The following is a 13,060-nucleotide window of genomic DNA, read 5'->3' on the forward strand; positions in this document are numbered from 1 at the left end:
CGGGAATCGATCAGTCGGCCAACGCGGCCTTTTGCAATTCGAAGATCTCGTTCATGCCTTTCTTCGCCAACTCCAGCATAGCGTTCAAATCTTCCGGCTGGAACGGCGCGCCTTCGGCGGTACCCTGGACTTCGATGAAACCGCCGGCGCTGGTCATGACCACGTTCAGGTCGGTCTCGGCGGCGGAGTCTTCGAGGTAGTCCAGGTCCAGCACCGGCTCGCCTTGGTACATGCCCACGGACACAGCGGCGATCATTTGCTTGAGCGGGTCGCCGCCCTTGAGGCCGCCGCGCTTCTTGATCACTTTCAAGGCATCGACCAGCGCAACCATGGCCCCGGTGATGGAGGCCGTACGGGTGCCGCCATCGGCCTGGATCACGTCGCAATCGACATACAGCGTCACGTCGCCCAGCTTGGACATGTCCAGCGCAGCGCGCAGCGAACGGCCGATCAGCCGTTGGATTTCCAGGGTACGACCGCCCTGCTTGCCACGGCTGGCCTCACGCTGGTTCCGCTCGCCGGTGGCACGCGGCAGCATGCCGTATTCGGCGGTCAGCCAGCCCTGGCCCTGGCCCTTGAGGAACCGTGGCACGCCGTTTTCGACGCTGACGGTGCAGATGACCTTGGTATCACCGAACTCGACCAGTACAGATCCCTCGGCGTGTTTGGTGTAGTTGCGGGTAATGCGGATCGAGCGAAGCTGATCGGCAGCGCGACCACTTGGACGTTTCATAGGGAACACCTGTACAAAGGACGGAAAACTGCCTGGCATTATAGAGCCGTGAACCGTCAGAGGGCAGTTAAAACGTCGCGCAGCGCTAAAAAGCTGGCACGGGTGAGCACCCTCAAAGCCCCGGCCGACGGGCTGCGGCGCTTTGTTACCGGAGCTGTTTGGGCGCTTGCGCCCCACTGCGCTACAATCCTGCGCCTTTGCTGCCCTCGGGCTTTTATCTACAGATCCCAGGCCCACGACCACCGTCGTGCCGGCCTGCATTGCGAGGAACCTCCATGGTGCACAGCATGACCGCCTTCGCCCGCGTCGAAAAAGCCGGGGCCCAAGGCACGCTGAGCTGGGAACTGCGCTCGGTCAACAGCCGTTACCTGGAGCCGCACCTGCGCCTGCCCGAGTCCTTCCGCGACCTGGAAGGCGGCGTGCGCGAAGCCCTGCGCCAGGGCCTGTCCCGGGGCAAGCTGGAATGCACCCTGCGTTTCACCGAAGAAAACACCGGCAAAGCCCTGCAAGTGGACCGCGAGCGCGCCGCGCAATTGGTCGCCGCCGCCGAAACCGTCGCCAGCCTGATCAAGAACCCCGCCGCCCTGAACCCGCTGGAAGTCCTGGCCTGGCCCGGCGTGCTGGTGGGTGACGCGAGCGACCCGCAAGCACTGAACGCCGAGGCGCTGGCGCTGTTCAACCAAGGCTTGCAAGAACTCAAGGCCGGTCGCGAGCGTGAAGGCGCGGAGCTGGCCCGGCTGATCAACGAGCGCCTGACCTCCATCGAAGAAGACGTCAGCACCCTGCGTGAGCTGGTCCCGCAAATGCTTGCCACCCAGCGCCAGAAAGTCCTCGACCGCTTCGCCGACATGAAGGCCGAGCTGGACCCGCAGCGGCTGGAACAGGAAATGGTCATGCTCGCGCAAAAGAGCGACGTGGCCGAAGAACTGGATCGCCTGAGCACCCACATCATCGAAGTCCGCCGGGTGCTCAAGTCCGGCGGTGCGGCCGGTCGCCGCCTGGACTTCCTGATGCAGGAGCTCAACCGCGAAGCCAATACACTGGGCTCCAAAGCCTTCGACCCGCGCAGCACCCAGGCGGCGGTCAACCTCAAGGTGTTGATCGAACAAATGCGCGAACAAGTGCAGAACATTGAGTAAGGCTAACCCGACATGACCCACAGCACCGGCACTCTCTACATCATTTCCGCGCCCTCGGGCGCTGGCAAGACCAGCCTGGTCAAGGCCCTGATCGACGCCGAGCCGCAGATCCGCGTCTCGGTCTCGCACACCACCCGTGCCATGCGCCCGGGCGAAGTTAACGGCGTGAACTATCACTTCGTCGACCGCGAAGAATTCGTGAAGATGGCCGAACACGGCGATTTCCTGGAGCGCGCCGAAGTCTTCGGCAACCTCTACGGCACCTCGCAAAGCTATCTGCAGCAGACCCTCGACGAAGGCCATGACCTGATCCTGGAAATCGACTGGCAAGGCGCCGAGCAGGTGCGCAAGCTGATGCCCCAGGCCCGTTCGATCTTCATCCTGCCACCGAGCCAGCAGGCGTTGCGCCAGCGCCTGACCAACCGTGGCCAGGACAGCGACGAAATCATCGAAGGCCGGATGCGTGAAGCGGTCAGCGAAATGAGCCACTACGTCGACTACGATTACCTGATCATCAATGACGATTTCGCCCACGCGCTGGACGATCTCAAGGCGATTTTCCGCGCCAGCCAGCTGCAGCAGAAACGCCAGCAGCAACGTTTCGGTAAATTATTGGCCGAACTGCTGGGCTGAACAGCCCTTCCCAAAACCGCTGCGACGGCTTTACATTGGTACTCGCAGCGCGCCGAGGGGTTTGGTTAAAAAATCAGCGCTTCCCTAAACGCTGGTGTTTTTTTAAACTGTCGAGTCCGCTCGCCCAACCGGGCAGCGCGCATATTGCATTCGCTCCGAGGAATACCATGGCCCGCGTAACCGTTGAAGACTGCCTAGAACACGTGGAAAACCGCTTTGAGCTGGTCATGCTCTCTACCAAGCGTGCCCGTCAACTGGCCACCGGCGGCAAAGAGCCATTGGTCCAGTGGGAAAACGACAAGCCTACCGTGGTAGCGCTGCGTGAAATCGCCGAGGGCCTGATGAGCTACGAGTTCATCGCCAACGCTGAAATCGTCGAGGACGAACCGCTGTTCGCAGCGTTCGAGGACGAGTCCAACGAGGCGGTCTAAGCCTATGCCTGGTCGACGTAGCACGGCGCGGGGTCACAGCAAACGGCAGGAGTCATCATCATGCCGAGCATAGACGCCCTCGCCGATCGCTTATCGGCCTACCTCGGCACGGACCAGGTCAATCTGGTCCGCCGAGCCTATTTCTACGCCGAACAAGCCCACGACGGCCAACGCCGCCGCAGCGGCGAGGCGTACGTCACGCACCCGCTTGCCGTGGCGAATATTCTTGCCGACATGCACATGGACCATCAGAGCCTGATGGCGGCGATGCTGCATGACGTGATCGAAGACACCGGCATTGCCAAGGAAGCGCTGCAAGCGCAGTTCGGCGAAACCGTGGCCGAACTGGTCGACGGCGTCAGCAAGCTGACCCAGATGAACTTCGAGACCAAGGCCGAGGCCCAGGCCGAGAACTTCCAGAAAATGGCCATGGCCATGGCCCGCGACATCCGCGTGATCCTGGTCAAGCTCGCCGACCGCCTGCACAACATGCGCACCCTGGAAGTGCTGTCCGGCGAAAAACGCCGGCGCATCGCCAAGGAAACCCTGGAAATCTACGCCCCCATCGCCAATCGCCTGGGCATGCACGCGATCCGCATCGAGTTCGAAGACCTCGGCTTCAAGGCCATGCACCCGATGCGTTCGGCGCGGATCAACCAGGCCGTCAAGCGCGCCCGGGGCAACCGCAAGGAAATCGTCAACAAGATCGAAGAGTCCCTGAGCCACTGCCTGGCCATCGACGGCATCGAAGGCGAAGTCAGCGGGCGGCAGAAACACCTCTACGGCATCTACAAGAAAATGCGCGGCAAGCGTCGGGCCTTCAACGAGATCATGGACGTCTACGCGTTCCGGATCATCGTCGACAAGGTCGACACCTGCTATCGCGTGCTGGGTGCTGTACATAATTTGTACAAACCGTTGCCAGGGCGCTTCAAGGATTACATCGCGATCCCCAAGGCCAACGGCTACCAGTCGCTGCACACCACGTTGTTCGGCATGCACGGCGTCCCGATCGAAATCCAGATCCGCACCCGCGAAATGGAAGAGATGGCCAACAACGGCATCGCCGCCCATTGGCTCTACAAATCCAGCGGTGATGAACAACCCAAGAGCACCCATGCCCGCGCCCGGCAGTGGGTCAAGGGTGTGCTGGAAATGCAGCAGCGCGCTGGTAATTCCCTGGAATTCATCGAGAGCGTGAAGATCGACCTGTTCCCGGACGAGGTCTATGTCTTCACCCCCAAAGGCCGGATCATGGAGCTGCCCAAAGGCTCCACGGCCGTGGACTTTGCCTACGCGGTGCACACCGACGTCGGCAACAGCTGCATCGCGTGTCGGATCAACCGTCGCCTGGCACCGTTGTCCGAGCCGCTGCAAAGCGGCTCCACGGTGGAAATCGTCAGCGCCCCCGGCGCACGGCCCAACCCGGCATGGCTCAACTTCGTGGTCACCGGCAAGGCCCGTACGCACATCCGGCATGCCTTGAAACTGCAACGCCGCTCCGAATCCATCAGCCTCGGCGAACGCCTGCTGAACAAGGTCCTGAACGGCTTCGACAGCTCCCTGGACAAGATCCCGGGCGAGCGCGTGCAGGTGATGCTCCACGAATACCGCCTCGAATTGATCGAGGACCTGCTCGAAGACATCGGCCTGGGCAATCGCATGGCCTATGTCGTCGCCCGCCGCCTGCTCGGCGAAGGCGAACAACTGCCAAGCCCCGAAGGACCGCTGGCGATTCGCGGCACCGAAGGCCTGGTGCTCAGCTATGCCAAGTGCTGCACGCCGATCCCGGGCGACCCGATTGTCGGCCACCTGTCCGCCGGCAAGGGGATGGTGGTGCACCTGGACAACTGCCGTAACATCAGCGAAATCCGCCACAACCCGGAAAAATGCATCCAGCTCTCCTGGGCCAAGGATGTCACCGGCGAATTCAACGTCGAGCTGCGGGTCGAACTGGAGCACCAGCGCGGCCTGATCGCGCTGCTGGCCAGCAGCGTCAACGCCGCCGACGGCAATATCGAAAAAATCAGCATGGACGAGCGCGATGGCCGCATCAGCGTCGTCCAATTGGTGGTCAGCGTGCACGACCGTGTGCACCTGGCCCGCGTGATCAAGAAACTGCGCGCCCTGACCGGCGTTATCCGCATCACCCGCATGCGCGCATAGCGCCTCAATAGCCCATTCCTTACAAGGAGTCATCAATGACCAAGACCGTTATCACCAGCGACAAGGCCCCAGCCGCCATCGGCACCTATTCCCAGGCGATCAAGGCCGGCAACACCGTGTACATGTCGGGCCAGATCCCGCTGGACCCGAAGACCATGGAGCTGGTGGAAGGCTTCGAAGCCCAGACCGTGCAGGTGTTCGAAAACCTCAAGGCCGTGGCCGAGGCCGCCGGTGGTTCCTTCAAGGACATCGTCAAGCTGAACATCTTCCTCACCGACCTGAGCCACTTCGCCAAGGTCAACGAGATCATGGGCAAGTACTTCGACCAGCCTTACCCTGCCCGCGCCGCCATTGGCGTGGCAGCCCTGCCAAAGGGCTCGCAGGTTGAGATGGATGCCATTCTGGTCATCGAGTAATAAGGTCGGCGCAGCCTCCCCCGCTGCGCCGTTTTCGTCTTGAAAGGATTCCACCATGCGCAAAGCGCTTGCTTTCTCGCTGCTCGCCCTTTTTCTGGGCGGTTGCGCCAGCGACCCTGCCGACCGTGACATCAGCGGCACCTGGATCAACCAGGCGGCCATCGACGCTGCCGCCAAAGGCGGCCCGCTGCGCGAAGCGCTGCAAGGCTATGGCCCGAACCTGGAATGGGACATCAACACCCGAGCCGGCCAGGCGCGCTATACCAACGGTTTTGAAAACGTCGAAGGCAAGTTGCTGGGCGAAGAAGACGGCACCTGGAAAGTCGACTTCTATGGCAGCTCCGCCAGCGAGCTCAAGCGCGACGGCGACCAGTTGAGCCAGGCCGCCACCGAGAACGAGCCGCAGCAGGTGTTCGACCGTGCGAAAGTTCAGGTACCGGAGGGCGCGCCTATCGGCGCCAGCTTCGAACGCGCGCTGTATGCCGCCTACCTGGGCGGCACCTGGAACATCGCCAGCGGCCCCGGCCAGGGCGCCACCGTGCAATTCCAACCCGACGGCCAGGTCAGCGGCCTGCCGGGCGCCGACCGTTACGCCCTGTGCCTGGCAGGCGACTGCGCCTCGATGAGCGGCGGCAACGACAACATCTGGCTGCAACAGAACGGCCAGGGCAACACCTGGATCTTTGCCCGTGACGGCAAGAAGCTGGAGATTTTCCAGACCGTGAATGCGGCATTGGCCGATGAAATGCCTTCGTTCACGCCGGGTGCTCGGCAGTGGCTGCTGGAAAAGCAATAGCACAACACCCTGTGGGAGCGAGCTTGCTCGCGATAGCGGTGTAACAGCCAACCTTGATGTTGACTGTTAGGGCTTCATCGCGAGGAAGCTCGCTCCCACAGGTGTTTTGAGGCGATTGGAAGTCAGCAGCGCCCTTCCAGAATCGCCGCATACCCCTCGCGAAAACTCGGATAACGCGGCGACCAGCCCAGGGCCTTGGCCCGGGCGTTGCTGCAGCGTTTGCTGCCGGCGCGGCGGACGCTGGCGTTTTCGGCCCATTGGGTGACACCCAGGTAGTCGCGCAACCAGCCCACCACGTCGGCCAGCGCGGCAGGCGTGTCGTCGACGCCGATGTAGCAGTCTTCCAAGGGCTTGCCCTGGCGATCGGCTTCCAGCAGAAAGGCCAGCAGGCCCGCCGCGTCGTCGGCATGGATGCGGTTGGCATACAGGGGCGGATCCTCCACCACGCTGTAGCCCTGGCGCACCTGGCTTAGCAGCCACTCGCGACCCGGGCCGTAGATGCCGGTCAAGCGCACGCGGCTGGCGGGAATGCCACTGTCCAGGGCCACTTGTTCGGCTTCGAGCATCAGCCGGCCGGAGTAACCACCGGCCACGGTGGGTGAGGTTTCATCGACCCATTCCCCCGCTTGCTGCCCATACACACTGCTGCTGGACACAAACAGCAGGCGCTTGGGCCGCTGTCCGTGCTGCTGCAACCAGCTCAACACATGCTGCAGCCCTTCGACATAAGCCGTGCGATAGCCCGCTTCGTCATGGTCAGTGGCCGCAGCGCTGTACACCAAGTAATCCAACGAACCGGTGGGCCAATCGGCAGGGCACTGCTCGCTGAACAGATCCCCCGCCACCCCGATGACGCCGGCCGGCAGGCTCGAAACCGTACGCCGCAGGCCATGGACCTGCCAATGTGCGGCCAATAACTGACGAGCCAGGCGGCCGCCGATATCACCGCAGCCGGCGATCAAAACAGAAGGCGCGGACATCAAGAACTCCTCTGGCAAAGCCGCAGACTAGCCTCCGAGAGGGACGAGCGGCTAGCAGTGCAAGAAAAAAAGTTACTGTATTACTTTTGTTAACAAGAATTACTTGCAATAATGCCTGCCACTTTTGTTCTCGGCCCCACGAGGCCTGGAAGAACATCAACCTTCTTTTTTCTCAGGTCCGGCCAGCATGAAACGCTCTCTATCCCCCGCTTCGCCAACCAACCGACCTCGTGCCTGGAGCACGGTAGCCGCCCTGCTGTTCAGCCTGCTGCTGGCACCTGCCGCCGCGCTCGCTGATGCACAGACGCCCGCCACGTCCCCTGCCACGACGCCGGCCGCCGCACCTGCAGCGGCCCAGGCGCCTGTTGACCCGGCCGCTCCCGTTGCGACGCCAGTCGCCACCGATCCGGCCCAAGCCGTCGAGGCCCAGGTGCCTGAAATGCTCGAAGCCGACAATACCCTGGGCATGGCCCACGACCTGTCGCCCTGGGGCATGTATAAGAACGCCGACATCATCGTGAAAATCGTGATGATCGGCCTGGCCATCGCCTCGATCATCACCTGGACCATCTGGATCGCCAAAGGCTTCGAGCTGCTGGGGGCCAAGCGTCGCTTGCGCGGTGAAATCGCCGCCCTGAAAAAAGCCGCCACCCTCAAGGAAGCCAGCGCCACCGCCGCGAAGGAAGGCACCCTTGCCAACCTGCTGGTGCATGACGCACTCGAAGAGATGCGCCTGTCGGCCAACAGCCGCGAGAAAGAAGGCATCAAGGAACGCGTGAGTTTCCGCCTGGAGCGCCTGGTTGCCGCCTGCGGTCGCAACATGAGCAGCGGCACCGGCGTGCTCGCCACCATCGGTTCCACCGCGCCGTTCGTCGGCCTGTTCGGCACCGTGTGGGGCATCATGAACAGCTTCATCGGCATCGCCAAGACCCAGACCACCAACCTCGCCGTTGTCGCTCCGGGCATCGCCGAAGCCCTGCTGGCAACGGCACTGGGCCTGGTCGCGGCCATTCCAGCCGTGGTGATCTACAACGTCTTCGCCCGCTCCATTGCCGGCTACAAGGCCCAGGTCTCCGACGCTTCGGCGCAAGTCCTGCTGCTGGTCAGCCGTGACCTTGATCACCTGCCGCCCGAGCGTGGCTCGCAACCGCACATGGTGAAAGTGGGGTAATCGGCCATGGGCCTGCATTTGAAAGAAGGCGCAGACGACGATCTGGCCGAGAACCACGAAATCAACGTCACGCCGTTCATCGACGTGATGCTGGTGCTGTTGATCATCTTCATGGTGGCCGCCCCGCTGGCAACCGTGGACATCAAGGTCGACCTGCCGGCGTCGACGGCCAAGCCTTCGCCGCGGCCGGAAAAACCAGTGTTCCTCAGCGTCAAGGCCGACCAGCGCCTGTTTCTGGGTGAGGACGAGGTCAAGGCCGACACCCTCGGCGCGACCCTCGACGCCAAGACCCAGGGCAAGAAAGACACGACGATCTTCTTCCAGGCCGATAAAGGCGTGGACTACGGCGACCTGATGAGCGTGATGGACGCCCTGCGAAGCGCCGGCTACCTGAAGGTCGGTCTGGTCGGACTCGAGACGGCGCCCAAGAAATGATCACGACGCGCCAAAAGCTGACGCGTTACAGCGGTAGCCTGGTGGTGGTATTGGCCGTGCATGCGCTCGCCATCGCCCTGGCGCTGAACTGGACCTCGCGCGCGCCCATCGAATTGCCACCCCAGGCGATGATGGTCGAACTGGCGCCAGTGCCAGCCCCGCCACCGCCGGCACCGCCAAAAGTCGTCACACCGCCGCAACCGCCCGAGCCAGTCGAAGAGCTGCCGCTGCCCAAGCTTGCCGAAGCGCCGAAGCCGGAAATCGCCGTGCCCAAGCCGGTCAAGCCCAAGCCCAAGCCTCAACCGCCCAAACCCAAGCCCGTGGTCGAGAAAAAGCCGGAGCCGCCGAAGGAACAGCCGTCGGAGCAGAAACCGAGCGACACTCAGCCGACCCAGGCACCGACCGAGAAATCCGCGCAACCGGCGCCCGGCCCGTCACCTGCGCAAACGGCCGCCAAGGCCAATTGGCAGGGCACGCTGCTGGCGCACTTGGGCAAGTACAAGAAGTACCCGCCCAGGGCACAGCAAATGAACAAGGAAGGCACCAACCGCTTGCGTTTCGTGGTGGATGCCGACGGCAACGTGCTGTCCTTCGAATTGGTGGGCAGTTCCGGCACGGAGTTGCTGGACCGGGCCACCCTGGAAATGATCCGCCGCGCCCAACCGCTGCCCAAGCCACCGGCGGAGCTGCTGACCAACGGCACCATCGAACTGACGGCACCGTTTGTGTATTCCATCGACAAGCGCCGGCGTTGATCGCAAATTTGCAAGCCCCTGTAACAGGGGCTTCTTATTTTTGTGGGGATTTATTCGGGTAGGGGCTTTATCTGTGGCGAGGGGATTTATCCCCGCTGGGGCGCGTAGCGCCCCTAAAAATAGATGACCTCATCTTCCTGACTTCCCGACGACAGTCGTGTTTTTGGGGCTGCTGCGCAGCCCAACGGGGATAAATCCCCTCGCCACAGATAAATCCCCTCGCCACACAGACATTCGACAGTGTCCCACCGCGCCCCCAGTCTGATAACGTGCGTCTATCGATTGCAGCCGGTATGCTTGGCTCGCAACTTCACGGACGCTCGCCATGACCCTCACAGAATTACGCTACATCGTGACCCTCGCCCAAGAGCAGCATTTCGGCCATGCGGCCGAGCGCTGCCACGTCAGCCAGCCGACGCTGTCGGTGGGCGTGAAAAAACTTGAAGACGAACTCGGTGTGCTGATTTTCGAGCGCAGCAAAAGCGCCGTGCGCCTGACCCCCGTGGGCGAAGGCATCGTCGCCCAGGCCCAAAAAGTCCTGGAGCAGGCCCAAGGCATTCGCGAACTGGCCCAGGCCGGCAAGAACCAACTGACCGCCCCGCTGAAGGTCGGCGCGATCTACACCGTCGGCCCATACCTGTTCCCGCATCTGATTCCGCAACTGCACCGGGTCGCCCCGCAGATGCCGTTGTACATCGAAGAAAACTTCACCCATGTGCTGCGCGACAAGCTGCGCAACGGCGAGTTGGATGCGATCATCATCGCCCTGCCGTTCAACGAAGCCGACGTCCTGACCCTGCCGCTCTACGACGAGCCCTTCTACGTCCTGATGCCGGCTGAGCACCCCTGGACCCAGAAAAAAACCATCGACGCGGCCCTGCTCAACGACAAGAGCCTGCTGCTGCTCGGCGAAGGCCATTGCTTCCGCGACCAGGTGCTCGAAGCCTGTCCGACCCTGACCAAGGGCAGCGAAGGGGCCAAGCACACCACGGTGGAATCCAGCTCCCTGGAAACCATTCGCCACATGGTCGCATCCGGCCTGGGCATCTCGATCCTGCCGCTGTCGGCGGTGGACAGCCACCATTACTCCCCCGGCGTGATCGAAGTCCGTCCGCTGACGCCGCCCGTGCCGTTCCGTACCGTCGCCATCGCCTGGCGCGCCAGTTTCCCGCGGCCCAAGGCCATCGAAATCCTCGCCGACTCGATCCGCCTGTGCTCCGTGGCCAAGCCGCCCGCTGGCAAGTAAGCCGCGGTCATGACTGAGCTGTCGAAGGTGCCGGTCACGACACTCAAGGGTGTCGGTGAAGCCATGGCCGAGAAATTGGCCAAGGTCGGCCTGGAAACCCTCCAGGACCTGCTGTTCCACCTGCCGTTGCGCTACCAGGACCGCACCCGCGTCGTACCGATCGGCCATCTGCGTCCGGGACAGGACGCGGTGATCGAAGGCACCGTCAGCGGCGCCGACGTGGTCATGGGCCGTCGTCGCAGCCTGGTGGTGCGCCTGCAGGACGGCACTGGCGGGCTCAGCCTGCGCTTTTATCACTTCAGCAATGCGCAAAAGGAAGGCCTCAAGCGTGGCACCCGCGTGCGCTGCTACGGTGAGGCGAGGCCCGGGGCGTCGGGGCTGGAAATCTACCACCCGGAATACCGCAGCATTACCGGCGACGAACCGCCACCCGTGGATGAAACCCTGACCCCGGTCTATCCGCTCACCGAAGGCCTGACCCAGCAACGCCTGCGCCAGCTCTGCCAGCAAACCCTGACGTTGCTCGGCCCCAGCAGCCTGCCCGACTGGCTACCCACGGAACTGGCCCGGGATTACCATTTGGCGCCGCTGGCCGACGCGATCCGCTACCTGCATCATCCACCCGCCGACGCCGACGTGGACGAACTCGCCCTCGGCCATCACTGGGCCCAGCATCGCCTGGCGTTCGAAGAGCTGCTGACCCATCAACTGTCCCAGCAACGCCTGCGCGAGAGCCTGCGTTCCCTGCGCGCCCCGGCCATGCCCAAGGCCAGGGACCTGCCGGCCCGTTATCTGGCCAACCTCGGCTTCACCCCCACAGGCGCCCAGCAGCGGGTCGGCAACGAAATCGCCTACGACCTGAGCCAGCCCGAGCCAATGCTGCGGCTGATCCAGGGCGATGTGGGCGCCGGCAAGACCGTGGTCGCCGCCCTCGCCGCGCTGCAGGCGTTGGAGGCGGGTTACCAGGTGGCGTTGATGGCGCCCACCGAAATCCTCGCCGAACAACACTTCATCACCTTCCAGCGCTGGCTCGAACCGCTGGGCATCGAAGTCGCTTGGCTGGCCGGCAAGCTCAAGGGCAAGAACCGCACCGCCGCCCTGGCGCAGATCGCCGAGGGCGCACCGATGGTGGTCGGCACCCATGCGCTGTTCCAGGACGAAGTGCAGTTCAAGAACCTGGCCCTGGTGATCATCGACGAACAGCACCGCTTCGGCGTGCAACAACGCCTGGCCCTGCGGCAGAAAGGCGTCGGTGGGCGGATGTGCCCTCATCAATTGATCATGACCGCCACGCCGATCCCGCGGACTCTGGCGATGAGCGCCTACGCCGACCTCGACACCTCGATCCTCGACGAACTGCCTCCCGGCCGCACGCCGGTCAATACCGTGCTGGTCACCGATACCCGACGGGTGGAAGTGATCGAACGCGTGCGCAGCGCCTGTGCCGAGGGTCGGCAGGCCTATTGGGTGTGTACGTTGATCGAAGAGTCGGAAGAACTGACCTGCCAGGCAGCCGAAACCACCTTCGAGGACCTCACCGCCGCCCTCGCCGAGTTGAAGGTCGGGTTGATCCACGGTCGCATGAAGCCCGCCGAGAAAGCCGCGGTGATGGCTGAATTCAAGGCCGGCGCCCTGCAACTGCTGGTTGCCACCACCGTGATCGAGGTGGGCGTAGACGTGCCCAATGCCAGCCTGATGATCATCGAAAACCCCGAGCGCCTGGGCCTGGCGCAGTTGCACCAGCTGCGCGGCCGAGTGGGCCGGGGCAGCGCCGCCAGCCATTGCGTCTTGCTCTATCACCCGCCGCTGTCGCAGATCGGCCGCCAACGGCTGGGGATCATGCGCGAAACCAACGACGGTTTCGTCATCGCCGAAAAAGACCTCGAATTGCGCGGCCCCGGTGAAATGCTCGGCACACGCCAGACCGGTCTGCTTCAATTCAAGGTAGCCGACCTGATGCGCGACGCCGATCTGCTCCCCGCCGTACGCGACGCCGCCCAGGCTCTGCTGGAACGCTGGCCCGACCACGTCAGCCCGCTGCTGGATCGCTGGCTGCGTCATGGGCAGCAATACGGCCAAGTGTGAGCACGCGCTCAGTTTTCCAGACCCGCGTGCAGGACAAGCTGGTTATACTGACCAACTTGTAGGAAAACGGATAC

The 13,060-nt window shown here is 63.2% G+C and carries 13 protein-coding genes; 11 read left to right on the forward strand and 2 right to left on the reverse strand.

All coding sequences use genetic code 11. From position 1 onward, the window contains the following. Positions 1–10: 10 nt before the first annotated feature. Positions 11–733, reverse strand: a complete 723-nt coding sequence (gene rph / locus AB7M32_RS03725) for a ribonuclease PH (protein ID WP_060740056.1) — start codon at positions 731–733, stop codon at positions 11–13. A gap of 275 nt (positions 734–1,008) precedes the next feature. Between rph and AB7M32_RS03730 the strand changes: the two genes are divergently transcribed. From AB7M32_RS03730 to AB7M32_RS03755, 6 genes are all read left to right on the forward strand, one after another. Beyond that, complete coding sequence (locus AB7M32_RS03730) at positions 1,009–1,872, forward strand: YicC/YloC family endoribonuclease (protein WP_072406085.1); 864 nt, start codon at positions 1,009–1,011, stop codon at positions 1,870–1,872. A 12-nt stretch (positions 1,873–1,884) separates the two neighbouring features. Continuing rightward, positions 1,885–2,505, forward strand: a complete 621-nt coding sequence (gene gmk, locus AB7M32_RS03735) for a guanylate kinase (protein ID WP_053126561.1) — start codon at positions 1,885–1,887, stop codon at positions 2,503–2,505. Between the two features lie 167 nt (positions 2,506–2,672). Beyond that, positions 2,673–2,936 carry a DNA-directed RNA polymerase subunit omega gene (rpoZ, locus tag AB7M32_RS03740; protein WP_003177259.1) on the forward strand — a complete coding sequence of 88 codons (264 nt, stop codon included), beginning with the start codon at positions 2,673–2,675 and terminating at the stop codon, positions 2,934–2,936. A gap of 60 nt (positions 2,937–2,996) precedes the next feature. After that, complete coding sequence (spoT, locus tag AB7M32_RS03745; RefSeq protein ID WP_053126562.1) at positions 2,997–5,102, forward strand: bifunctional GTP diphosphokinase/guanosine-3',5'-bis pyrophosphate 3'-pyrophosphohydrolase; 2,106 nt, start codon at positions 2,997–2,999, stop codon at positions 5,100–5,102. A 35-nt stretch (positions 5,103–5,137) separates the two neighbouring features. After that, positions 5,138–5,518 (forward strand): RidA family protein, encoded by a 381-nt coding sequence (locus tag AB7M32_RS03750; RefSeq protein ID WP_003229509.1) that lies wholly within the window; start codon positions 5,138–5,140, stop codon positions 5,516–5,518. 55 nt (positions 5,519–5,573) lie between these two features. Continuing rightward, positions 5,574–6,314 (forward strand): hypothetical protein, encoded by a 741-nt coding sequence (locus AB7M32_RS03755; RefSeq protein WP_072406087.1) that lies wholly within the window; start codon positions 5,574–5,576, stop codon positions 6,312–6,314. A gap of 122 nt (positions 6,315–6,436) precedes the next feature. Here AB7M32_RS03755 and AB7M32_RS03760 read toward each other — a convergent pair whose 3' ends face one another. Beyond that, the gene (locus AB7M32_RS03760; RefSeq protein WP_072406089.1) at positions 6,437–7,294 is read right to left on the reverse strand and encodes an SDR family oxidoreductase; all 858 of its coding nucleotides are present in this window, start codon (positions 7,292–7,294) and stop codon (positions 6,437–6,439) included. Between the two features lie 187 nt (positions 7,295–7,481). Here AB7M32_RS03760 and exbB point away from each other — a divergent pair, with 187 nt between their 5' ends. The 5 genes from exbB to recG all read left to right on the forward strand — a co-directional run bounded on the left by exbB (position 7,482) and on the right by recG (position 12,986). After that, positions 7,482–8,465 (forward strand): tonB-system energizer ExbB, encoded by a 984-nt coding sequence (gene exbB / locus AB7M32_RS03765; protein WP_454249109.1) that lies wholly within the window; start codon positions 7,482–7,484, stop codon positions 8,463–8,465. Between the two features lie 6 nt (positions 8,466–8,471). After that, complete coding sequence (exbD, locus tag AB7M32_RS03770; RefSeq protein WP_060740040.1) at positions 8,472–8,900, forward strand: TonB system transport protein ExbD; 429 nt, start codon at positions 8,472–8,474, stop codon at positions 8,898–8,900. Next, on the forward strand, positions 8,897–9,655 hold the full coding sequence (locus AB7M32_RS03775; protein ID WP_454249110.1) for a TonB family protein: 759 nt from the start codon (positions 8,897–8,899) through the stop codon (positions 9,653–9,655). Before exbD ends, AB7M32_RS03775 begins: the two co-directional genes overlap by 4 nt. 325 nt (positions 9,656–9,980) lie before the next feature. Continuing rightward, positions 9,981–10,901, forward strand: coding sequence for a hydrogen peroxide-inducible genes activator (locus AB7M32_RS03780; protein ID WP_053126577.1), 921 nt, complete (start codon positions 9,981–9,983; stop codon positions 10,899–10,901). Between the two features lie 9 nt (positions 10,902–10,910). Further along, a complete protein-coding gene (gene recG / locus AB7M32_RS03785) occupies positions 10,911–12,986 on the forward strand; it encodes an ATP-dependent DNA helicase RecG (protein ID WP_454249111.1) in 2,076 nt (691 codons plus the stop codon). Positions 12,987–13,060 lie beyond the last annotated feature (74 nt).

Source organism: Pseudomonas sp. R151218B TE3479, from assembly GCF_053629195.1.